General features: G+C 60.3%; 20 protein-coding genes. 12 read left to right on the forward strand and 8 right to left on the reverse strand.

Annotated features, from left to right (window positions below; translation table 11 throughout):
- The first annotated feature begins 237 nt into the window (after positions 1–237).
- From AC13RE_RS13185 to AC13RE_RS13210, 6 genes are all read left to right on the forward strand, one after another.
- On the forward strand, positions 238–1,599 hold the full coding sequence (locus AC13RE_RS13185; RefSeq protein WP_132715841.1) for an ABC transporter substrate-binding protein: 1,362 nt from the start codon (positions 238–240) through the stop codon (positions 1,597–1,599).
- Between the two features lie 124 nt (positions 1,600–1,723).
- Complete coding sequence (locus tag AC13RE_RS13190) at positions 1,724–2,740, forward strand: carbohydrate ABC transporter permease (RefSeq protein WP_488563246.1); 1,017 nt, start codon at positions 1,724–1,726, stop codon at positions 2,738–2,740.
- A gap of 1 nt (position 2,741) precedes the next feature.
- Positions 2,742–3,896 (forward strand): carbohydrate ABC transporter permease, encoded by a 1,155-nt coding sequence (locus AC13RE_RS13195; protein WP_488563247.1) that lies wholly within the window; start codon positions 2,742–2,744, stop codon positions 3,894–3,896.
- A gap of 36 nt (positions 3,897–3,932) precedes the next feature.
- Positions 3,933–5,585: a beta-galactosidase BglA gene (bglA, locus tag AC13RE_RS13200; protein WP_488563248.1), complete on the forward strand. Its 1,653-nt coding sequence runs from the start codon at positions 3,933–3,935 to the stop codon at positions 5,583–5,585.
- 21 nt (positions 5,586–5,606) lie between these two features.
- Positions 5,607–6,695 (forward strand): ABC transporter ATP-binding protein, encoded by a 1,089-nt coding sequence (locus AC13RE_RS13205; RefSeq protein ID WP_015338841.1) that lies wholly within the window; start codon positions 5,607–5,609, stop codon positions 6,693–6,695.
- Positions 6,696–6,885: 190 nt separating this feature from the next.
- Positions 6,886–7,239, forward strand: a complete 354-nt coding sequence (locus AC13RE_RS13210) for a hypothetical protein (RefSeq protein WP_112335318.1) — start codon at positions 6,886–6,888, stop codon at positions 7,237–7,239.
- A gap of 48 nt (positions 7,240–7,287) precedes the next feature.
- Here AC13RE_RS13210 and AC13RE_RS13215 read toward each other — a convergent pair whose 3' ends face one another.
- Positions 7,288–7,884 (reverse strand): TetR/AcrR family transcriptional regulator, encoded by a 597-nt coding sequence (locus AC13RE_RS13215; RefSeq protein ID WP_488563249.1) that lies wholly within the window; start codon positions 7,882–7,884, stop codon positions 7,288–7,290.
- A 285-nt stretch (positions 7,885–8,169) separates the two neighbouring features.
- Here AC13RE_RS13215 and AC13RE_RS13220 point away from each other — a divergent pair, with 285 nt between their 5' ends.
- Positions 8,170–9,009 (forward strand): DUF3313 domain-containing protein, encoded by an 840-nt coding sequence (locus AC13RE_RS13220; RefSeq protein ID WP_488563250.1) that lies wholly within the window; start codon positions 8,170–8,172, stop codon positions 9,007–9,009.
- 41 nt (positions 9,010–9,050) lie between these two features.
- Here AC13RE_RS13220 and edd read toward each other — a convergent pair whose 3' ends face one another.
- From edd to AC13RE_RS13245, 5 genes are all read right to left on the reverse strand, one after another.
- A complete protein-coding gene (gene edd, locus AC13RE_RS13225; protein WP_488563251.1) occupies positions 9,051–10,874 on the reverse strand; it encodes a phosphogluconate dehydratase in 1,824 nt (607 codons plus the stop codon).
- A gap of 167 nt (positions 10,875–11,041) precedes the next feature.
- A complete protein-coding gene (pgl, locus tag AC13RE_RS13230) occupies positions 11,042–11,740 on the reverse strand; it encodes a 6-phosphogluconolactonase (protein WP_132715850.1) in 699 nt (232 codons plus the stop codon).
- Between the two features lie 15 nt (positions 11,741–11,755).
- Positions 11,756–13,231, reverse strand: a complete 1,476-nt coding sequence (gene zwf, locus AC13RE_RS13235) for a glucose-6-phosphate dehydrogenase (RefSeq protein ID WP_015338847.1) — start codon at positions 13,229–13,231, stop codon at positions 11,756–11,758.
- A gap of 131 nt (positions 13,232–13,362) precedes the next feature.
- Entirely contained in the window at positions 13,363–14,661 is a 1,299-nt protein-coding gene (locus AC13RE_RS13240; RefSeq protein WP_488563252.1) for an NAD(P)/FAD-dependent oxidoreductase, read from the reverse strand.
- A gap of 11 nt (positions 14,662–14,672) precedes the next feature.
- Positions 14,673–16,109: a glutamine synthetase family protein gene (locus AC13RE_RS13245; RefSeq protein ID WP_488563253.1), complete on the reverse strand. Its 1,437-nt coding sequence runs from the start codon at positions 16,107–16,109 to the stop codon at positions 14,673–14,675.
- A 136-nt stretch (positions 16,110–16,245) separates the two neighbouring features.
- On the opposite strand from AC13RE_RS13245, the gene AC13RE_RS13250 reads away from it, so the two are divergent.
- The 4 genes from AC13RE_RS13250 (at position 16,246) to AC13RE_RS13265 (ending at position 21,178) form a co-directional block, all read left to right on the forward strand.
- Positions 16,246–17,427, forward strand: coding sequence for a BaiN/RdsA family NAD(P)/FAD-dependent oxidoreductase (locus tag AC13RE_RS13250; RefSeq protein WP_488563254.1), 1,182 nt, complete (start codon positions 16,246–16,248; stop codon positions 17,425–17,427).
- Between the two features lie 72 nt (positions 17,428–17,499).
- Positions 17,500–18,009, forward strand: coding sequence for an ankyrin repeat domain-containing protein (locus tag AC13RE_RS13255; RefSeq protein ID WP_488563255.1), 510 nt, complete (start codon positions 17,500–17,502; stop codon positions 18,007–18,009).
- A 165-nt stretch (positions 18,010–18,174) separates the two neighbouring features.
- A complete protein-coding gene (locus tag AC13RE_RS13260; RefSeq protein WP_488563256.1) occupies positions 18,175–18,318 on the forward strand; it encodes a hypothetical protein in 144 nt (47 codons plus the stop codon).
- Positions 18,319–18,637: 319 nt separating this feature from the next.
- Positions 18,638–21,178 carry a methyl-accepting chemotaxis protein gene (locus AC13RE_RS13265; RefSeq protein WP_488563345.1) on the forward strand — a complete coding sequence of 847 codons (2,541 nt, stop codon included), beginning with the start codon at positions 18,638–18,640 and terminating at the stop codon, positions 21,176–21,178.
- On the opposite strand, the gene AC13RE_RS13270 is transcribed toward AC13RE_RS13265, so the two are convergent.
- Positions 21,151–21,411, reverse strand: a complete 261-nt coding sequence (locus AC13RE_RS13270) for a hypothetical protein (RefSeq protein WP_488485539.1) — start codon at positions 21,409–21,411, stop codon at positions 21,151–21,153. The genes AC13RE_RS13265 and AC13RE_RS13270 overlap by 28 nt on opposite strands.
- Positions 21,412–21,499: 88 nt before the next feature.
- On the opposite strand from AC13RE_RS13270, the gene AC13RE_RS13275 reads away from it, so the two are divergent.
- Positions 21,500–22,372 (forward strand): LysR family transcriptional regulator, encoded by an 873-nt coding sequence (locus AC13RE_RS13275; RefSeq protein WP_488563257.1) that lies wholly within the window; start codon positions 21,500–21,502, stop codon positions 22,370–22,372.
- Positions 22,373–22,409: 37 nt separating this feature from the next.
- Here the strand turns inward: AC13RE_RS13275 and AC13RE_RS13280 are convergent, their stop codons facing one another.
- Positions 22,410–23,408: an aldo/keto reductase gene (locus tag AC13RE_RS13280; RefSeq protein ID WP_488563258.1), complete on the reverse strand. Its 999-nt coding sequence runs from the start codon at positions 23,406–23,408 to the stop codon at positions 22,410–22,412.
- Between the last annotated feature and the right edge of the window lies 1 nt (position 23,409).

The raw sequence follows: 23,409 nt of genomic DNA on the forward strand, positions 1-23,409 counted from the left end.
GCGCTTTCAATTATGTAACAGGAGAAGTGCGCGAGACAAGATAAATAGCAAAAAATCGATCTGTATTCCATGTTGCAGCGCGAGAATTGCTGTGTACATCCGCCAAAATCTGAAAATCGCTTGACTTTAGCCCGCGCTCAATGGATGAGAGAGGTAGCCAAAGCGCTTTGAGGAATGGAGCGCGTAGCACAAGACCGTGTTTGGGCTCATGGGTTTCGTTATTTGGGAGGACAACGCATGAAAAAGATGTTCTTGATGACCGTTGCTGCCGCTGCCTTGGTGGCCGGTACGGCGATGGCGGCCGATCTGAAGTTCCAGCCCGGCCAGGACTCCAAGTTCAACTGGAAAAGCTACGACGAGTTCAAGTCGGCACATGCCGACCTGAAGGGCGAGACGCTGACCATCTTCGGCCCCTGGCGCGGCGAGGATGAAGCCCTCTTTACCAGCGTCCTCAAGTACTTCACCGAAGCGACCGGCGTGAACGCCAAATATTCGTCCTCGGAAAACTACGAGCAGCAGATCGTCATCGACACGCAGGCCGGGTCGCCGCCGAACGTCGCCATCCTGCCGCAGCCGGGCCTTCTCGCGAACCTTGCCAGCAAGGGCTATCTGACGCCGCTCGGCGATGATCTCGCAAGTTGGGTCAAGACCAATTACGGTGCCGGCGACAGCTGGGTCGGCTACGGCACCTACAAGGGCAAGGACGGCAAGGATGCCTTCTATGCCTTCCCCTACAAGGCCGACCTGAAGTCGCTGGTCTGGTACGTTCCGGAAAACTTTGAGGAAGCCGGCTACAAGGTCCCGACGACCATGGAGGACCTGATCAAGCTTTCGGATCAGATCGTCAAGGATGGCGGCACCCCCTGGTGCATCGGCCTCGGTTCGGGCGGTGCCACCGGTTGGCCGGCAACCGACTGGGTCGAAGATCTGATGCTGCGCCTCAATACGCCGCAGGATTACGATCACTGGGTCGATAACTCGCTGAAGTTCAACGATCCGAAGGTCGTTGCGGCGATCGAGGAGTTCGGCAAGTTCGCGAAGAACGCGAAATATGTTGCCGGCGGCGTTGCGGCCGTTGCCTCGACCGACTTCCGCGACAGCCCGAAGGGCCTCTTCACGGTTCCGCCGAAGTGCTACCTGCACAAGCAGGCATCCTTCATTCCGTCCTTCTTCCCGGAAGGCACCAAGCTTGGCCAGGATGCGGACTTCTTCTACTTCCCGCCCTCCGCCGCGCATCCGGAACTCGGCAAGCCGGTTCTCGGCGCCGGCACGCTCGCTGCCATCACCAAGGATTCGAAGGCTGCACGCGCCTTCATCCAGTTCCTGCAGACGCCGATCGCCCAGGAAGTCTGGATGGCCCAGTCCGGCTTCCTGACGCCGTACAAGGCCGTCAATACCGCGGCTTATGCCAACGACACACTGCGCAAGGAAGGCGAGACCCTGACTACGGCCACCACTTTCCGCTTCGACGGTTCCGACCTGATGCCCGGCAAGATTGGTGCGGGTTCGTTCTGGACCGGCATGGTGGATTTCGTCGGCGGCAAGTCTGCTCAGGATGTAGCCGATGGTATCCAGAAGTCCTGGGACGCCATCAAGTAAGACATCATAGCCCTATCGCCGCCGGCAACTTGCCGGCGGCGCCATATTACATATGACGACGCGCCCTTCAGCGCGGCCGATGCCCGACTGATGGACAAAAGCAGATAATTCGGGGAGGGAAGGGATGTTTTCGCAGATCGTATCGGCGATTGGCGCCATGATATTCGGCGTTGCCATTTGCGCCGCTTATTTCTGGTTTTCCAACAAGCTCTTGGACTTGATCTTTCCGGCAAGGGAAGGGGACGACGTTCATCGGGCGGCCGTCAACCTTCGCCGCCGCGGTCTCATTCGCCCCTGGCTGTTCCTGGGGCCCGCACTGTTCCTGCTCGTTGTCTATCTCGTCTATCCTGTCGTCGCGACCTTCATTCTGTCCTTCTACGGGCCCGATGGCAGCAAGTTCGTCGGCGGCGCCAATTATCTCTGGGCGCTCAACGACACCGAATTCCGCCAGTCGATCTTCAACAACATTCTCTGGCTTGCCGTCGTGCCGGCCGCCTGCACCTTCTTCGGTCTCGTTATCGCCGTGATGACCGACCGCATCTGGTGGGGTAATATCGCCAAGGCGGTCATCTTCATGCCGATGGCGATCTCCTTCGTCGGCGCGTCCGTTATCTGGAAGTTCATCTACGAATATCGCGGCGGCACCGACGCGCAGATCGGCCTTCTGAACGCGATCGTCCAGCTGTTCGGCGGCACGCCGGAAGTCTGGATTACCATTCCGTTCTGGAACAACTTCTTCCTGATGGTCATGCTGGTCTGGATCCAGACCGGCTTTGCCATGGTCATCCTCTCGGCGGCTCTGCGCGGCATTCCGGAAGAGACAATCGAAGCGGCCGTCATCGACGGCGCCAATGGCTGGCAGATCTTCTGGAAGATCATGGTGCCGCAGGTCTGGGGCACGATTGCCACGGTCTGGACTACCATCACCATCCTCGTCCTCAAGGTGTTCGACATCGTTCTCACCATGACCAATGGTCAATGGAACACGATGGTGCTCGCCAACCTGATGTTCAACTGGATGTTCCGTGGCGGCGGCGACAGCGGTCGAAGCGCCGTTATCGCGCTCGTCATCATGGTTGCGGTCACGCCGATCATGATCTGGAACATTCGCCGTGCAAACGCTGAGACGAAGGGGCGCTGACATGATTGGAAATCTCGGTCGCATCGGCCCCGCTCGCATCTTCGTTCATGCCGCGGTGCTCCTCATCGTCCTTCTCTGGCTATTGCCGACGCTCGGCATTTTCGTCACTGCGCTGCGCGATAAGGACCAGATCGTAGCTTCTGGCTGGTGGACGGCCTTTGCCGGTTCCTCTCGCACAACGGCAGCCCGCCTCGACGGTCCGGACAAGGCCAAGCCGGACGGCGCAAATTTCGTGATTGCAGGTACCCTTAATGTGGAAGGGGGCGGCAAGATCCAGTCCTTCGGCCTGCGCGTGCAGGAGCCGGCAGCCTTCAAGGCAGGCTCGCCAGCCGAGTTGGAGAACGGCGAAACGCTGACGATCAACTCTGATGGCAGCTATCGCTATCAGAAGAACGGCGCGTTTGGAGCGGATGCCCGGGCCAAGCGCGTCTATTTGACCGTCGCCACGCCGCCGCAATTCACGCTCGACAACTATCGCAACGTGCTGGGCGGCGAGGGTATCGGCCAGTCCTTCATCAATTCGCTGACGGTAACGATCCCCGCAACCGTCATTCCGATCCTGATCGCCGCTTTTGCGGCCTATGCATTGGCCTGGATGGAATTTCCCGGCAGGGCGATCCTGATTGCGCTCGTCGTCGGCCTGATCGTCGTGCCGCTGCAGATGTCGCTGATCCCGCTTTTGCGCATCTATAACGAAATCGGCCAGTTGTTCGGCGTGTCGTCGAAGACCTATCCCGGCATCTGGCTGGCGCACACAGCCTTCGGCCTGCCGCTCGCCATCTATCTCCTGCGCAATTACATTGCCGGTCTGCCCAAGGAGATTATCGAATCCGCCCGCGTCGACGGCGCCAGCGATTTCGACATTTTCGTCAAGATCATCCTGCCGCTATCTTTTCCGGCGCTGGCCTCCTTCGCGATCTTCCAGTTCCTTTGGGTCTGGAACGACCTCTTGATTGCCATGGTGTTCCTCGGCACCGACAAGGATCATCTTGTCCTGACCGCCGCCCTCAACGCGCTGCTCGGCTCGCGCGGCGGCAACTGGGAAATCCTGACCGCATCGGCCTTCGTCACCATCCTTATCCCACTCCTCGTCTTCTTCGGTCTGCAGCGCTATCTCGTGCGCGGTCTGCTCGCCGGGTCGGTGAAGGGGGGCTGAGTCAAAAACACGCACTTACTACAGGACCCATTCAGCATGAGCATTGCTCTTCAATCGGCTTTAGAAGTTGACAAGGACTGGTGGCGCGGCGCCGTGATCTATCAGATCTATCCGCGTTCCTATCAGGACTCCAACGGTGACGGCATCGGCGATCTCAAGGGCATCGCCGTCCGCCTGCCGCATGTCGCGTCGCTTGGCGTCGATGCGATCTGGATTTCGCCGTTCTTCACGTCGCCGATGCGCGATTTCGGCTATGACGTCTCCAATTACGAGGACGTCGATCCGATCTTCGGTTCGCTTGCCGATTTCGATGCGATGGTGACGGAAGCTCATCGCCTGGGCATCAAGGTGATGATCGATCTCGTGCTGTCGCACAGCTCGGACCGCCATCCCTGGTTTGTCGAAAGCCGCTCGAGCAAGAATAACCCTAAGGCCGATTGGTATGTATGGGCTGATGCCAAGCCGGACGGCACACCGCCCAACAACTGGCTGTCGATCTTTGGCGGCTCTGCCTGGGCGTGGGATCCGACCCGCATGCAATATTACATGCACAACTTCCTGACTTCGCAGCCGGATATGAACCTGCACAATCCCGAAGTGCAGGATCGCTTGCTTGACGTCGTCCGTTTCTGGCTCGACCGCGGTGTCGACGGCTTCCGTCTCGACACAATCAACTTCTATTTCCACGACAAGGAATTGCGCGACAACCCGGCCCTGGAGCCTTCGCGGCGAAACGCATCCACAGCACCGGCCGTCAATCCCTATAATTTTCAGGAGCACCTCTACGACAAGAACCGTCCCGAGAACCTGGAATTCCTGAAGCGCTTCCGCGCGGTGCTCGACGAATATCCAGCGATTGCCGCCGTCGGCGAAGTCGGCGATAGCCAGCGCGGCCTCGAGATCGTCGGCGAATATACCTCCGGCGGCGACAAGATGCACATGTGCTACGCCTTCGAATTCCTGGCGCCGGACGCTCTTTCGCCAGATCGCGTCGAAGAGGTGATGAACGACTTCGACACGGCAGCTCCGCAAGGCTGGGCCTGCTGGGCCTTCTCCAACCACGACGTCGTGCGCCATGTCAGCCGCTGGGGCAATCTGGTGGCCGACCGCGATGCTTTCGCCAAGCTCTATGCGGCGCTGCTGCTGACCCTGCGCGGCTCCGTATGCATTTATCAGGGCGAGGAACTGGCGCTGACGGAAGCCGATCTCGCTTATCAGGATCTGCAGGATCCCTACGGCATCCAGTTCTGGCCCGAGTTCAAGGGCCGCGACGGTTGCCGGACGCCGATGGTCTGGGACAGCCAGGTGGCGCAGGGCGGCTTTTCCACCGTCAAGCCGTGGCTGCCGGTGCCGGTCGAGCACATTCTGCGCGCCGTCAGCGTCCAGCAGGGCGATGAAAATTCGGTGCTGGAGCAGTATCGGCGCTTCCTCGCCTTCCGCAAGCAGCATCCGGCCTTCGCCAAGGGCGAAATCGCCTTTTCGGAGCCGCAGGGCGACGTGCTGATCTACACCCGCACTTATGCCGGTGAGACCATTCTCTGCGTCTTCAACATGAGCCCTGTCGAAACGCTGGCAACCTTACCCGATGGCAATTGGCAGGCGTTGACGGGACATGGATTTACCAGCAACAACTACGGCAACAAGATCGATATTCCGGCCTGGGGCGCCTATTTCGCGCGTCTTGCCTGACCTTTGGGAGGAGGAAGCATAATGACTGGACTTGTTCTGAAGGATATCAAGAAATCCTACGGCAGCGTGCACGTGCTGCACGGCATCGATCTGGAGATCAACGAAGGCGAGTTCATCGTCTTCGTCGGCCCCTCCGGCTGCGGCAAGTCCACCTTGCTCAGGATGATTGCCGGGCTGGAGAGCATCACCGCCGGGGATATGATGATTGCCGGGCAGAAGGTGAACGAGGTGCCGCCGTCACGGCGCGGCATCGCCATGGTCTTCCAATCCTATGCGCTCTATCCGCATATGACCGTCTATGACAACATGGCCTTCGGCATGCGCATTGCCGGCGAAAGCAAGCAGGAGATCGACCGTCGTGTGCGGGCGGCGGCAGCAAGCCTGCAGCTCACCCAATATCTCGAGCGTCTGCCGAAGGCACTCTCGGGCGGTCAGCGGCAGCGCGTTGCCATCGGCCGCGCCATCTGCCGCAACCCCAAGGTCTTCCTCTTCGACGAACCGCTGTCCAACCTCGACGCCGCCCTGCGTGTGGCGACCCGCATCGAGATCGCCAAACTCAGCGATTCCATGCCCGAGACGACGATGATCTACGTCACGCACGACCAGGTGGAAGCCATGACGCTTGCGGACCGGATCGTCGTGCTGTCGGCGGGCCGGGTCGAGCAGGTCGGCGCTCCCCTTGAACTCTACGAGCGCCCGGCCAATCTCTTCGTTGCAAAATTCATCGGCTCGCCGGCCATGAACATCATCCCGGCAACGGTAACCGAAACAGGCGCTGCGACGACGGTGACGCTGACCGGCGGCAAATCGGTAACGCTGGACGTGCCGACAGAGGCCTCCGAAAAGGGCAAGACCGCGAGCTTCGGCGTACGTCCGGAAGATCTTCGTCTCGCGACGGGCGATGACTATCTCTTCGAAGGCGAGGTTTCCATCGTCGAGGCGCTCGGCGAAGTGACGCAGCTCTATATTGAAGGCCTCGTCGATGGCGAGCCGATCATCGTCAAGATCCCCGGCATTGCCGATATTCATCGCGGCCAAAAGATGCGTTTTGCCGCCGACCGTCAGAAGCTGCATCTTTTCGACGCCAGCGGCCACTCCTATCGCAAGTAGGCGCTTACCGGATGCCCCGGCCCAAGTAAAAATGAACAACAAAATTCATCTTGGGCCGGCGCACCCAAACCTTCTGTTAAAGACCGGCTGATAGTCTCCTTTTCATAATATACTTCAGGGGTCTACCAAGATGGCCGCGTTCGGCAGAGCTAATTCAGGTCAGCATTTCCTTAACAAGGAAGAATCCTTCATGTATGACCGCGAAGTGCGGTTTCGCATGGAAGACACCATGAATGCCGCCCGCCTCGAATACACTGAAAAGGGCGTGATGAATCTTGCGTCGCGCCGCTGCGATATTATCCGTATCTCGCAGAGCAGCGCGGTTCTTGCGATCCTCACCCAGTATAATCTGCCGAAGCAGTTCTATCTGGATATTCCTGACGCCCGTATTACCAAGGTCGGCTGCGTGCTGATGAAGGTCTTCTCCAACAACACGGTGGAAGTTCGTTTCCTGCGGCTTCTCACGGAGAAGGAAATGAACAAGATCTTCGTCTACAGCACGCATCCGGCTCATAAGAACCGCGTGCTCGACATCAGATCCTGATCAACGACTGACAAGAAGCGGCTTAGCGCGATCCGTTCGGCTGGCGGATCAGATTTCCGTTCGCCATTTTGAAAGCGCATCCTCAAGATACTTGATCAGCGGTAGCCTGCCATTTTCCTGCAGCCATTTGTTGACCGAGAGGCGAAGCGGGCTCACTCCGATCATCGAAACCAGCTGCAGACCGTCGCGGTCCCTAGTCGGGAACAGTTCGCACAAGGCTTGGTAGGCGATTTGCTCAAGCTGCAAAGAGTTGCCCCGCGAACGGGCGCGCAAGGTCTCGCTTTGACGTAAAAGCTTGGCAGTTTCCAAAAGCCGCGGCGCTTCCGCCTCGATGCGGGCCACGAGTCCCAGGGTGGCCTGATGGACGACCTCAAGGGGTCGCCCGGCTGAGGCATTCTCCATGATGCCAGTCCGCAGTGCGTCCATATATCGGCGCTGATGCGCCAGAAGAATATCGTCCTTGCTTTTAAAGTAATAAAAGAAAGTCCGGCGGGAAATCCCAGCCGCTGCCGCAATCTCGTCGATCGTCGTTTCCTGATAGCCTTTCGCGAGAAAGGATTTCATTCCGACGTCCGCTATGCGTTGAAAGGTCAGGCGGCGCTTCTGTTCGCGCAGCCCTTCCGGCTTTGAGGTTGCATTATGCATCGGGCCATTCTGGCATGAGTCGCAACGTCGCTCAAATCATTGGCATCCCCCGCGGGCCGTTCCCGGCAATCTCAATCTCAGGTGAAATAAATTCGCCGCTTCGCTTCCCGATTGCCGCAAATTGGCCGATATTAATATTACACTCAGTGCGATATTTAATGATGATGCTGATGTTCATAACCCGGTGCAGGAGCGCAAACATCAATGCCAGTCGCTACAATCTCAAATCATGCTGTAAGCAGAGCCTATGGTCCGTCTGCCGCTGAAAGCCATCGGAGGGTTGATATGTGGTCGATGGCCCTCTTGATGAGCCTGCTGGGCGGTTGCGCCGCCGCGCCGCTGGACCGGGCGGGATCTTTGCGGTCCTATGAAGGGCTGACCCGATCGGACGGGCTGGTCGCGCACTCGCTTCTAAGGGTAAGCAAGGATGATGTTCTTGCGGCCAAGACCGTGAAGATCATTCCCACAGCCTTTTCGATGCGCGCCGAAAGCGCTGCTTTCACACCCAAACAGCGCGATCTCGTCACCAATGCCGTCGATAGAGCGCTTTGTTCCGGATTGAGTGAACGCTTTGCAGTCGTCGGTCTATCTGAGCCGGCGGATCTCACCGTTCGCGCTGTCGTGACGCAGGTGAAGGCAACCAATGCAACCGCCGTCGGAGTCTCGAAAGTTGCCTCCGTGGGCAAGAGCGTGTTGCTGCCGGGTGTACCGGTGCCCGTTCCGCGTATTCCGATCGGCATGGGCAGTCTCTCGCTCGAGGCGGAGGCTTTCAATCCGCAGGGCGTGCAGAAGGCTGTCATGATCTGGGGACGTGGTGCAAACGCATTCTTCGACTCAGGCACCGTCGCAAGGGAGGGCGACGCCTATAGCCTTGCCGCTAAATTTGGTGGCGATTTCAGCAAGATGCTGGTCAAGGGCAAGACGCCGTTCGGCGCAGCGCCCTCCTTCCCATCCAGGGCGAAATTGGCGTCACTCGTCGGCCGGGCATCGAAATACGACGCCTGCAAGGTATTCGGGAAGTCGCCGGGCGTCACGGGCTTCGTGGGAGCACACCTTGGTCTTCCGCCGGCATGGACGGACAGGGCTCCGCCGGAAGCAGGAACCACGGCATCCAAAGCTCCTTGATCAGCCTTCGATGCCGTCCTGCCGAAATCCGGCGGACAATCTCAGTGGCGGAACAGGACGCTTGCACCCTGATCCGCCGGTCCTGCGGCGTGGCGGAACGGAACGAAGAGCTCCCGGCCCATACCGAATTCATTCTCCGAGAGATCGGCCACGACCGGCTCGCGCTCCGCCATATCGGCGGCATCGACCAGCACCTCCAGCGTACCGGCAATCGCATCGATGCGGATGATGTCGCCTTCCCTGATGCGGGCGATCGGGCCGCCCTCGACGGCTTCCGGTGTCACATGGATGGCGGCAGGCACCTTGCCCGATGCGCCCGACATACGGCCGTCGGTCAAGAGCGCCACGCGGAAACCACGGTCCTGCAGCACGCCGAGCGCCGGCGTGAGCTTATGCAGCTCGGGCATGCCGTTGGCCTTCGGTCCCTGGAAGCGGACGACGGCCACGAAATCGCGGTTCAGCTTGCCGTCCTTGAAGGCCTGCTGCATTTCCAGCTGATCGTGGAAGATCACGGCCGGCGCTTCGATGATGTGACGCTCCGGCTTGACGGCGGAGATCTTGATGACCGCCTTGCCGATATTGCCACGAAGCATCTTCAGGCCGCCATTGCTTTGGAAGGGTGTGTCGATGCTTGCCAGCACCTTCGGGTCGTGGCTTTTGTCTGGGGCGGGTTCGCGCACGACATTGCCGTCGGTGCCGAGCTTGACGTCGATGGAGTAGCTGCCGAGGCCCTGGCCGTAGACGGTTCGGACGTCGTCGTGCAGTAGCCCCTTCTTCAGGAGCTCCTTGATGAGGAAGCCCATGCCGCCGGCGGCGTGGAAATGGTTCACGTCGGCAAGCCCGTTCGGGTAGACGCGGGCGAGCAGCGGGATGATGTCGGAAAGCTCGGAAATATCCTGCCAGGTGAGCACGATGCCGGCCGCGCGCGCCATGGCGACGATGTGCATCGTGTGGTTCGTTGAGCCGCCCGTGGCGTGCAGGCCGACGACGCCGTTGACGATCGAGCGTTCGTCGATCATCTCGCCGGCCGGTGTGAACTCATTGCCCATGGCGGTGATGGCGAGCGCGCGCTTGGTCGCCTCGCGCGTCAAGGCTTCGCGCAGCGGCGTGCCGGGATTGATGAAGGAGGCGCCCGGCATGTGGAAGCCCATGATCTCCATCAGCATCTGGTTCGAATTCGCCGTACCGTAGAAGGTGCACGTGCCGGGACCGTGATAGGACTTCGATTCCGCTTCCAGCAATTCGGCGCGGCCGACCTTGCCCTCGGCATAGAGCTGGCGCACGCGCGATTTCTCGTCGTTCGGCAGGCCCGAAGTCATCGGCCCGGCCGGAATGAAGACGGCGGGCAGATGGCCGAAGGAGAGAGCGGCAATGACGAGGCCGGGGACGATCTTGTCGCAGACGCCGAGGAAGACGGCCGCATCGAACATATTGTGCGACAGGCCGACGGCTGCCGACATGGCGATCAGGTCACGCGAAAAGAGCGAGAGCTCCATGCCCGGCTGTCCCTGCGTGACGCCGTCGCACATGGCCGGCACGCCGCCGGCAACCTGGGCAATGCCGCCCGCTTCGGCCGCCGCTTCGCGGATGATCGCAGGATAGGTCTCGAAGGGCTGATGCGCCGAGAGCATGTCGTTATAGGAGGTGATGATCCCGAGATTGGGCACCTGGTCTCCCGCCAGTGCGTCCTTCTCGGTGGGGGAACAGATGGCGAAGCCATGCGCAAGGTTGGCACAGCCTAGCACGGAGCGTTGCGCTCCCTTGGTTGCAGCACTGCGCAGGCGGTCCAGATAGCGCTCGCGCGTCGGCTTCGAGCGCTCGACGATACGTGCGGTAATCGCTGATATGCGGGCGTCAGCGGCCATGGTCGATCTGCCTCCGTCTGTTCTGCGCGGTGCCCTTGATACCTATTTGCCAGAGGGCACGGCGCGGGGTCTAAAAGTCAATGCTTTGCCGCTGCGCCCGAGGGGCACATGGCGCAGCACAGGTTGCTGTGTCTGTCAGGGTTCGATGACTAGGCCTTCCGGCCGTGTCACGGAGCCCAATAAATCTCGACCGGGGAAGCCGCCCGGCGCAGCATGGCGCGGATCGGCATCTCGGTTTCTTCGCCCGGCGCTTCGGCCTTGGCCAAAACATCCTTCTTTCCTTCTCCCTCGATATGGAGCACCAGCAATCGGGCATCCTGAAGGCTGGAGAAAGTGAACGTCAGCCGCGGCTCGCCGGCACCTTCCGCTTCCATCGTGATGATACCACGCGGGGTGTTCGGATCGAGTGCGGTCTTGAGATTGCTGCCGCCCGGAAAGAAGGAAGCCGTGTGGCCGTCATTGCCCATGCCGAGGATGGCGACATCGAAGGGATGGCCGATAGCCTTGGTCTTTTCGGTGGCGATGACGGCGGCCTCCTCGACGGAAGCCGCAGCCTGATAGAGCGGAAGGAATTTGGCGGCGGCCGCCTTGTCCTTCAGCAGGTTTTCCTGGACGAGCAGGTGGTTCGAACGCGGATTGTCCGCCGGCACGAACCGCTCATCGACGAGGGTGACCGTCACCTTGCCCCAGTCGATCGAGTGCGATGACAGCGCTTGGAAAAAGGCCTTCGGCGTCGAACCGCCGGAGACCGCGATGCTTGCGGAGCCGCGGACGGTAATCGCAGCCGAAAGCGTTTCGGCCACCTTGTCCGCGAGCTTGCCGGCGAGTTCGGCACCATTGGCAAAAGCATGCATGTTGGCTGTCATCGTTGTCGTCCCGGTTTAGATATCGTCGTGCCAGGTGCGGCCGTCACGCTCGATGAGCGCAATGGCCTGGCTCGGACCCCAGGTGCCGGCCGTATAGCCCTGCACCTGCTGGCCGGCGTGTTCCCAGCCCTTGAGGATCGGATCGACCCACTTCCATGCGGCTTCCACCTCGTCGCGGCGCATGAACAGCGTCTGGTTGGAGCGGATGACGTCCATCAGCAGGCGCTCGTAGGCATCCGGATTGCGGACGTTGAAGGCCGAAGCGAAGCTCATATCGAGAGAGACGTTGCGCAGGCGCATCCCGCCCGGACCCGGGTCCTTGATCATCAGCGACTGCTTGACGCCTTCGTCCGGCTGCAGGCGGATGATCAGTTGGTTGGCAACGATGCGGCCGGCGGCCTGATCGAAGATGGTGTGCGGAATGTGCTTGAAGGTGATGACGATCTCCGACATGCGGCCGGCCAGGCGCTTGCCGGTGCGGATGTAGAAGGGAACGCCTGCCCAGCGCCAGTTGCCGATCTCGGCCTTGATGGCGACGAAGGTTTCGGTGTTGGAAACGCCGCCTTCCAGCTCGTCGAGATAGCCCTTGACCGGGCCGCCCGCCGAAGCGCCGGCGCGATACTGGCCGCGAACCGTCGCCTGCTCGACGTTGGAAGCATCGATCGGCTTCAGTGCGCGCAGAACCTTGAGCTTCTCGTCACGAACGGCTTCCGAATCCATGGAGGAGGGGATTTCCATTGCGGTCAGGCAAAGCAGCTGCAGGATGTGGTTCTGTACCATGTCGCGCAGGGCGCCAGCCGTGTCGTAATAGCCGGCGCGGCCTTCGAGGCCGACCGATTCAGCAACGGTGATCTGCACGTGGTCGATGTGGTTGGCGTTCCACAGCGGCTCGTAGAGAGCGTTGGCAAAGCGCAGCGCCATCAGGTTCTGCACGGTTTCCTTGCCGAGATAATGGTCGATACGGAAGATCTGCTCTTCCTTGAAGACCTTGCCGATGGTGTCGTTGAGCTGCAGAGCCGAGGCAAGATCGCGGCCGATCGGCTTTTCGACGACGATGCGGGTCTGCTTGGTGATCAGCTTGTGATCGTGGATCTTCTGCGAGATGTCGCCGAAGATGCCCGGAGCGACAGCGAGATAGAAGGCGCGCACGCGCTCCTTGCCTTCGTCCAGGATCTTCTTGAGCTGATCCCAGCCGGCATCGCTGCGGGCGTCGACGGGCACGTAGAACAGGCGAGCCAGGAACTTCTTGACCTCGGCGTCGTCATATTCGCCCTTCTTCAGGTGTTCCTTGAGGGCGGCGTCGGCAAATTTGCGGTATTCTTCGTTGGAAAGCGCGCTGCGCGAAGCGCCGATGATGCGCGTCGGCTCGGAAAACTGGCCTTCGACCTGACGATGGTAAAGAGCGGGCAGGAGCTTGCGTTCGGCAAGGTCGCCGCTGCCGCCGAAAACGACATAATCAAATGGTTCAACGGGAATGATCTGGCTGCTCATGAGCTATCTCTCAATCGGTCTTGGTTGAGGCCCCTTTTAATCTAATCGATTTAAAAAGGCCAGTGTGCATCGCAAAATTCAGACGCGCTTTTTAGAGCGGATTGCCGGCGGACGAAATCATCCTCCGGTTTTTAAAACCTGTCGCGCAACGCAAACCACGAGAGCGCCAGGAACAGCAGAGGCGCCCGCATGCGCGCACCGCCGGGGAAGGGCGGTATGTTCAACTCTCTAAAGAGATGAAGTTCATCCGCATTCCCGAGAACCGTTTTCGCATAGAGTTTACCGCAATAATTTGACAGCATCACCCCATGGCCGGAATAGCCGCCGATGGAAGTGACGCCAGGCATGACCTCGCGCACGAAAGGCTGGCGCGGCATGGTGATGCCAACCGAGCCGCCCCAGGCATAATCGATGCTGATATCGCCGAGAGCCGGATAGATTTCGGTGATCTGCCGGCGGATGTGCTGCGTTATGTCGCGCGGATTGTCCGCCGTATAGGCCTCTCGCCCGCCGAAGAGCAGGCGTCCATCTTTGGATTTGCGGAAATAGCGTACGACGAATCGCGAATCGGCGACGGCCTCGTTGCCGGGAAGAATCGCCGGAAAGCGGTCGAGCGGTTCGGTCGCGCCGATGAAGGAGCGAATCGGCATGACGTGACTTGCCGTCACCGGCTCCAGATTGCCGATATAGCCGTTGCAGGCGATCAGCACCCGGTCGGCTGTGATCTCGCCGCCATCCGTTTCGATGATCGTCTTGCCACCGAATTGCCGGAAGCCCTTCGCCTTGGTCATTTCAAAGAGCGACGCACCGGCCTCTGCCGCGACGCGGGCAAGGCCGATGAGCAGTTTCAGGGGATGGATATGGCCCGTGCCCATATCCCGAACGCCATAGAGATAGAACGACGACCCCAGCCGCTCCTGGGTTTCGGCCTCATCCATGAATGTCATGTGCGGATAGCCGTAGCGGGTCGCTGCGATCTCCGCACTGTCCATGTAGTCACGCTTGTAGCTGCGCTTGTGCGTGACATTCATCTGGCCGGGCAGGAAATCGATGTCGATACCATGCTCGGCGGAAAAATCGAGAAGATGCCGCTTGGCGTCCTCGGCCAGATCGAACAAGGCCTTCGACCGCTCATAGCCGATCTTCTCTTCCATCTCTTCCGGCCACCAGCGCTGGCCGGTGCCGAGCTGTCCGCCATTGCGGCCGGAGGCGCCGTCGCCGAAGCGGTTGGCGTCGATCAGCACGACCTCCGCGCCACCTTTGGCAAGATTGTAGGCAGCCTGAAGACCGGTATAGCCGCCACCGATAATCGCGACATCCGCGCGGCGCGAGCCGTCGAGCTTCGGATAGCTCGCCCGCGGGCCGACGGTCGCTTGGTAGAAGGAAAGGCCGGGCGCGATCGGGCTTTGCCATGTTTCCTGCAGCGTCATGGGCGCCTCCTTCACACGTTAAGCAGAAGGAATTCCCGCTCCCACGGGCTGATCACCTGCATGAAGGTTTCGAATTCGCCTCGCTTGACGCCGGCATAGATGTCGATGAAGTCCTTGCCGAGCACCTCCTCGAAGGCTGGCTCGTCCTCAAGCAGCGCAATGGCTTCCAGAAGGCCGCGCGGCAGGTCGATCGAGCCTTCATTGGCCGAATCCTCGGTCGGCGCGGTGGGCTCCACCTTTTTCATGATGCCGAGCAGGCCGGACGCGAGTGAGGCGGCGAGTGCGAGATAGGGATTGGCGTCGGAGCTCGGCAGCCGGTTCTCGACGCGCCGCGCCTGCGGATCGGAAACGGGAACGCGGAAGGCGGTTGTGCGATTGTCGTAGCCCCAGGCATTGTTGACCGGGCACGACATGTTCGGCGCCAGCCGTCGATAGGAATTCACATAGGGAGCGAGCATGGCGAGCGCATTCGGAACGTAGCGCTGCATGCCGCCGATGAAATGAAAGAACTCCTGCGAAGGGCTGCCGTCCGGATTGGTGAAGACGTTCTTGCCGGTCTCGATGTTCACGACCGACTGATGGATATGCATCGCCGAGCCGGCCTGGCTCTGCATCGGCTTGGCCATGAAGGTCGCGTAGATGCCGTGCTTCAGCGCCGCCTCGCGAATGGTGCGCTTGAACATGAACACCTGGTCGGCCAGTTCGATCGGGTCGCCATGGCGCAGGTTGATCTCGAGCTGCGCCGGACCCTCTTCATGGATCAGCGTATCGATCTCGAGACCCTGCTTCTCCGAGAAATGGTAGATATCATCGATCAGTTCGTCGAATTCGTTGATGCCGGCGATCGAATAGCCCTGTCCGCCGAGGATCGAGCGGCCGGAGCGGCCCTTCGGCGGGTGCAGCGGATAGTCCGGATCGTCATTCTTGGCGACGAGATAGAACTCGATTTCCGGCGCCACCACCGGCTTCCACCCGCGATCGCGATAGAGCCCCATGATCCGCTTCAGCAGATTGCGCGGCGTGTAGGACACCGCATGTCCTTCCGAATTGACGATATCGCAGATCACCTGCGCCGTCGGATCGCTCTCCCAGGGCACGACCGAAAGCGTCGAAAGGTCCGGCACCAGCTTGAGATCGCTGTCGCGCGGTTCGTAGCGGAAGCTTTCGGTCTCCTCCGGATACTCGCCGGAAATCGTATGGCGATAGATCGCGGAGGGCAGCGCCAGCGACGTGTTGGAGGTGAATTTCGACGTCGGCATCATCTTGCCACGCGGCACGCCGGCGAGATCCGGCGTGATGCATTCTATGTCCTCGATCCCGCGTGCCCGCAGCCATTGCGCCGCTTCCTTCCAGTTTGCCACGCCGCGTGCCGATCTCAGAGAAGGAGGTACTGTAGGAGCTTTCGAGACGGGTATGGAAGCTTTCAGCGGGGTCTTTCTCGCGGGCATAAAACACCGTATTTGGGTTGATCGACGACTGCATCATAACTGCAGTTTGCCAATTGGCGAGGGGGAAACCGCTCGGACTTTCGCCGTATGATGGAAACATGGCGAGAGAGCGCGGCGAAGAATGAAGGGCTAAAGCGTGGCTGGCAGATATGATGTGATCGTCCTCGGTGCGGGCGCGGCAGGCATGATGTGCGCCATCCGCGCCGGCCGGCGCGGGCGGTCCGTCCTCGTGCTTGATCACGCCGCGGTGCCGGGCGAGAAGATCCGCATTTCCGGCGGCGGCCGCTGCAATTTCACCAACATCCATGCCGGCCCGAAGAACTTCCTGTCGGCCAATCCGCACTTCGCCAAATCGGCGCTCGCCCGTTTCACACCGCAGGATTTCATCGCCATGGTCGAACGCCATGGCATCGCCTGGCATGAGAAGACGCTCGGCCAGCTCTTCTGCGACAGCAGCGCCAAGGACATCATCCGCATGCTCACAGACGAGATGCGCGAAGCGGGCGCGCAACTGCGATTGCGAACGGAAATCGGCGATATCGAGCAAACTGCCGGCGGCTATCGCGTCAGCACCTCGGAAGGCGCCTTCGAAGCATCCTCGCTGGTCCTCGCCACCGGCGGCAAATCCATTCCAAAGATGGGCGCCACCGGCTTTGCCTATCGCATCGCCGAGCAATTCGGGTTGCCTATAGTCGAAACCCGACCGGGCCTCGTGCCGCTGACACTCGATCCACAATTGCTTCAGCGGTTGGCGTCGCTTTCGGGCATTGCTGCGCCCGCCGAGATCCGCCATGGCAAGACGGCGTTCCGCGAGGCCCTGCTCTTTACCCATCGCGGCCTCAGCGGCCCCGCCATCCTGCAGATCTCCTCCTATTGGCGGGAGGGTGAGGAGATCATGGTCGTGATCGAGCCCGATATCGATGTCTTTGCGCTTCTCAAGAAAGCCAAGCAGGGGAATGGTCGACAGTCGGCGCAGACCGTTCTTGCGGAAATCCTCCCGAAGCGGCTGGCTCAGTATGTCGTCGATAGCGAAGGCATCTCCGGCAACATGGCCGATCAATCCGACAAGCGCCTGCAGCAGCTCGCGGCAGCCATCCAGTCATGGAGCCTCAAACCCTCGGGCTCCGAAGGCTATCGCACGGCGGAGGTGACGCTCGGCGGCATCGATACAGCTTGCCTCGATTCGCGGACGATGCAGGTGAAAACCATTCCCGGCCTCTTCTTCATCGGCGAGTGCGTCGACGTCACGGGTTGGCTTGGCGGCTACAATTTCCAATGGGCATGGGCTTCCGGCCATGTCGCCGGCGACGCGGCCTGAATTGACCTTGCCAACAGGCCGCGAAACGGGCAAAGAGCATCTCAAGCGCGAAGATACTCATTGGAGACAATCATGACGTTTAAGGCTCTGATATGCCGCGGCACAGTTCTTTCAGGTATCGTTACGGCCATGGCGATGCCCGGCATGCTTGCCGTCACGGCGTCCGATGCGAGCGCTGCTTCTGCGCAATGCAAGAAGCTGGATCCGAACGGTCAGGATGCGGGCGGCGATACGAATTTCGCCATTGCGATCCGCGACAAGAAAGGCGATGTCGTCAAGAAGATGCTGGCATGCGGCGCCAAGCTGGACATGAAGACGACGGAGGGCTGGTATCCGCTCCATACCGCGGCCTATTACGGTCCTCCCGAAATGATTGATTTGCTGGTTTCCAAGGGCGCCGACGTCAACGCGCCCGGCGATTACGATGGCTGGACACCGTTGCACATGGCGAGCCAGCAGGATGATCCGGCTGTCGTCAAGGCATTGTTGAAGAATGGCGCCGACAAGACCATCAAGTCTGCCTCCGGCAAGACGGCTGCGGAAACGGCGACGGATCCTGCTATCGCCGCATTATTGAAGTAGCGCGCTTCGGCCACAATTCGCGCATCTATTACGGTTAGCCGCGAGGCTTGCGGCTAACATCTGGTTTTCACGTTTTCTTTTCCTACATTTCTGTTTTGTATATTGCCTGTTGCGAAAACGGCCTTTTGCCGGTTATCGTGTCAGTGCGAAAATGGGAATATACTCATGAACAGAACACATCGTCGCGCTCGCGCCATTGCAATCGCTCAGACCCGTGACAATGCCAAGCTTCTGACGGCAAGACTGTTGATGTTGGCGACCGGCGTGACAGCCGCTTGCATCGCTTATCTTGCCGTACGCGGCTTCTGAGTACAGCCGCCCCATTGTTCCTGGCCGCCGCCCTGCGGTAGCGTTGGCTCGCGCATATAGATAGGCCTTATCGTCCGCTTTTCAGCGCTTGGTTGTATGCTGTGGGTCGCACTACATCCTTATCTGAAAATTAATTAATCAGACACACAATCTCACTCGATTTCTTGGGGCGCTCCACCGCAAGCTGGAGCCGAAGCAATGATTGCTTCCTGACTTATACTCAGGAACCCCGCCTGCGGATATTTCAAGAGCGATGGTTATACATCCGGTCAGCGCCGAGGCGGCGTCGACGGGGGAGCGGTGTGAGGTCTGGGCCAAAATGTTCATTGACAAGATATTGTCGCGTTTCAACATCAGGACGAAGGTTCTGATATTCGTCCTGCCGTTCGTCATCAGCATTTCTGCCGTAGGCCTTACCGGGCTTTATGCGTCGGGCCTGCTTCAGGGACGTATGGAGATTTCCAACAGCGTCCTGCAGTCCTTGACCGGCTTCAAGAACCTGTATGGTTCCATGGATGATTTCCTGCGCATCACCAACACTCGCCAGCGCGACAAGCTCTATGAAGACATCAAGTCGCAGCAGAGCGTGCTCAATTCGACGCTGAGTCAGCTCGCTCCGGAGGCGGAGGGCCGCGACAGCCTCACCGAAGCGACGACAAAGACCGCCGACATGTCCAACCTCGTCGGCAGGCTATGGTCGCTCCACGAACAGGAACTGTCCCTGCGCAAGACGATCGACGACGGCCAGCGCGCCCTGATTAGCGCCCGCTTCAACGTCAATTTCAACAGTCAGCAGCTTGAAGACCAGATGCGCAAAGATCAGGCCGATGCGACCTCGACCCTGCGCTCGGCCGATCGGTTGCTGAAGGGCGGCGACCTGCTGGTTGCCGTGGCGCAAGACTTCAATAATGCGGCGACGCCGGCTGACAAGGTCAAGCTTCTGAAGGATCGTCTGCCGGATCTGAACAAGGCGCAGCGGTCGATCGACCTCGCATTGCCGCAGAACCAGAAGAGCGTCGTCCAGTCGCTGACGGGCACAATCAAGGATCTCGCCGCCTTTACTGAAAGCACCGATGCTCCGACCGATGACACGATCACCAATATCGGCCGGCTGCTCTCGCGCTTCCGTCAGACCTCGACCTACACGCAGCTGACGGCGACGCAGATGATGCGACAGGCGACCACGACCTTCGTGTCCCTCGACGCCCGCGTCGCACAGACCAATTCGGTTCTGCAGGACACGCGCCGCCTGCAGGATTCCATCTATTCCCTGCAGCTCGTATTGGCGGATTTCAACGCCAATACCAACAAGGACAATCTCGTCCGCCTGCGTCAGGAAGTCTCAAAGCTCGGCGGCGATATCGATACGCTGAACCAGAGCGCCAAGAGCATGGATTTTGCCGGCGACATCGACTCGGCCATTCGTCCGGCGATCAAATCGATGGATGACGCCGGCGGCAAGCTGGTCGATACGATCAACCAGCGGATCGCCGAATATGCCGGCGCCCGCCAGCAGCTCGATCAGGTCTGGGGCCAGCTCACCGCCTTCGCCGAGACTCAGAAGCAGAGCGCCGGTAGCGAGCGCAACCAGGCAAATTCCATATCCATCCTGGCAACCGCACTCGGCATCATCCTCTCCGTTGCCGGCGGCATCGCGCTCGTCCTGACCCTGCAGCGACCGATCGGCCAGATCACCGCCGCCATGCGCCGCATCGCTGACGGTTTGCTCGAAACTTCGATCTCCGGCGAGCAGCGCCGCGACGAAATCGGCGACATGGCCCGAGCACTCGGCATCTTCAAGGAAAACGCCATCTCGAAGATCCGTATCGAGGAACAGAGTGATGAGGAGCGTGCGGCCGCAGAGCACGAACGTCAGCGCAACGACGCCGAAAAGCGCGAGCTCGACCGACAGATCGACTATGCCGTCAGCGAGCTTGCTGCCGGTCTCGAGCGCCTTGCCCAGGGAGATATTTCGGCAACGATCGAAACGCCGTTCATTGGCCGTCTCGAACAGCTCCGCCAGGATTTCAACAGTTCGCTATCGCGCCTGCAGCAGACGCTGAGTCAGGTGCGCGACAATGTCGAGATGATTCAGAGCAACGGCAACCAGATGGCTGCTTCTGCCGAGGCTCTGTCGAAGCGCACCGAGCAGCAGGCGGCGTCTCTCGAGGAGACCGCCGCGGCCGTTGACGAGATCACGGTCACCGTCCGTTCGTCCGCCGAGCGGGCCAAGGATGCGGATGCCATCGTGCGCGAAGCCAAGCGCAGCGCCGATGACAGCTCTGTTGTTGTCGGCAACGCCATCGACGCGATGACCCGGATCGAAGATGCATCCCGCAAGATCGAGCAGATCATCGGCGTCATCGACGAGATCGCTTTCCAGACTAATCTCCTGGCGCTCAATGCAGGCATCGAAGCCGCCCGCGCCGGTGACGCCGGTAAAGGTTTCGCCGTGGTCGCCATGGAGGTGCGCGAGCTCGCACAGCGCTCGGCCGCTGCCGCCAAGGAGATCAAGGGTCTCATCAACAAGTCGACCGAGGAGGTCAGTTCCGGTTCGCAGTTCGTGCAGGAGGCCGGTTCGGTACTCGCGCAGATCAGCAGCCAGATCGTGACGATCAGCCAGCATGTGGAAATGATCGCCCGTGCCAGCCACGATCAGGCAAGCGCCCTGCAGGAGGTCAACTCGTCGGTCAATCACATGGACCAGATGACGCAGCAGAATGCCGGCATGGTTGAAGAAACCACGGCCGCCAGCCGGGAGCTTGCAGCCGAGGCCGATGCTTTGCTGCACCTCATTCAGCAGTTCAAGATCGAGGCTGGTTACAGCGCGAATTACATGCGCGAGCAGGCGGCAGCCTGACTGCAGCTATCATTGCCACTGCAGGCGGATCGGCCGATTTCCGGCCGGTCCGCCTTTTTCATTGCCTTGCGCCGAATGCCCGAAGCAGCAAATATGCGCTCAATCCATATGAAAAGCCGCGGCGGCTCGAGCCCGTAGTCGAGGTAGAATAGATCCTCGTCGCAGCGCCACTGCTCTTCGCGCGCTAGGCTTTGGATTTCTATGGCTTTCGCCAGAGCCATGCTGTCCATCATGGGATGTCTCCTTCCTGTGAGGCATCCCTTCAACTACACATCCGAATTTTCTTTATAAACAGCCATGATCGTCTTATGTTTTTCAATTATGAAAAACTCGTCATGGGATTCGTATCAGCTTTTTCTGGATGTGGCCCGCGGCGGCGGCTTGACGGGCGCTGTCCCTTCAAGCGGCCTCAGCCCGGCAACGATCGGTCGGCGCATGCTGGAACTTGAAGCGCAGATCGGCCGCCCGCTCTTCGAGCGCAGCCAGTCGGGCTACACGCTGACCGGCGACGGTCAGACGCTGTTCGATCAGCTGCTGGAGATGGAGGCGGCGGCTCGCAAGGTCGACAGCTGGCAGCGCGATGCCCAGGGCACGTCCGTGGTCCGCATCGCTGCCGGTACCTGGGTCGGCTGGCTGCTCAGCCAAAACATGCCCACGATCTGTTCGGAGCGGGACGGCTTCCGCATTGATCTGCATCTCGGCGAGCGCCGCGCCAGCCTCGCCCATCGCGAGAGCGATATCGGCATCCGTGCCTTCGAGCCGGAAGAAACCAATCTCGCCGCCGTCAAGATCGGTGATGTCGCCTATGCCGCTTATCAGGCCCGCAATATGCGCTTTGTCGGACCGCAGCGCTGGATCGCGGTGGCGGAGGAGGAAGCGATCTCGGCCTATCTGCGCTGGCCGCATCAGAATAGACGCGAGGAAATCGCCTTCACGGTCAGCCGCCCGCGCTCGTTGCACGATCTGGTGCTCGCCGGATCCGGCGTTGCCGTTTTGCCCTGTTTCGTCGGAGATCAGGAGCCGCGGCTGGAGCGGGTCGGCGAGGAAATCCACGAGCTGCGCCACCGGCAATGGATCGTCATGAACAATGTCGACCGCCACCGCCAGGAAATCCGCACGGTGGTCGACCGCATGATCAAGCTGTTGAAAAGCCACGCCGAACTCTTTGCCGGCAAGCGCCCGACCTATCTGTGAAAGAGCCGACGGCAATTGACCGCCGGTTCGTACTTCTTCAACGGGCCGCGTCACCCCAGCGATATTCGACAGTGGCTTCGTCAAGCTTGGTTTTGAGCTCCGGATCGAGCTGCAGATCGATGGCGGCCAAGGTGTCTGTCAGTTGTTCAGGACGGCTGGCGCCGATGATGGCTGAGGTGATGACCGGATTGGCCGCAACCCAGGCGACGGCAAGCTTGGTAAGCGATTGCCCGGCCTCTTCGGCAATGTCGCGGAGCTTCTCGATGGTCGCGAATTCGCGCTCGTGCCAATAGCGCTGCAGATAGTTGCTGCCGGCGCTGCGAAGCTGTGCGCTGAAGCGGCCTTCTGTCGGCGCGACATCATGCTTGTGCTTGCCGGTAAGGAGGCCGCCGGCGATCGGGTTATAGGGGATGACGGCGAGACGCTGTTCTTCGGCAAGCGGCAGCAGTTCGCGCTCGATCTGGCGGAACAAGAGATTGTAGCGCGGCTGCACCGAGACGAAGCGGGCGGTGCGCAGGAAATCGGCGCGGCCGAGCGCCAGTGCCAGCCGGTAGGCGAGGAAATTCGACACGCCGACATAGCGAGCCTTGCCCGAGCGCACGATGACGTCGAGCGCCTCCAGCGTCTCGTCGATCGGCGTTTCGCGATCGTCCGAATGCAGCTGGTAAAGGTCGACATAATCGGTGCCGAGTCGCCGCAGCGAAGCGTCGATGGCGTCGAGGAGATGCTTGCGCGACGCACCCTGATCCCAGGGAGACGGGCCGACCTTTCCGACAGCTTTGGTCGCGACGATGAAACGGTCGCGCTTGCCCTTCAGCCAGCGCCCGACGATCTCTTCGGTGCGGCCGGCAAGCTGCTCGCCGCCGCCGAGCGGGTAGACATCGGCCGTGTCGATGAAGTTGACTCCGGCATCTGCCGCCTTGTCGAGAATGGCATGAGCGATGTCTTCCTGCTCGATCTGCAGGCCGAAGGTCATCGTGCCTAGGCAAAGACGCGAGACGCTGAGACCGGTATTGCCGAATTTCTGATACTGCATG

The sequence above is a fragment of the Martinezella sp. CNPSo 3959 genome (assembly GCF_057784355.1).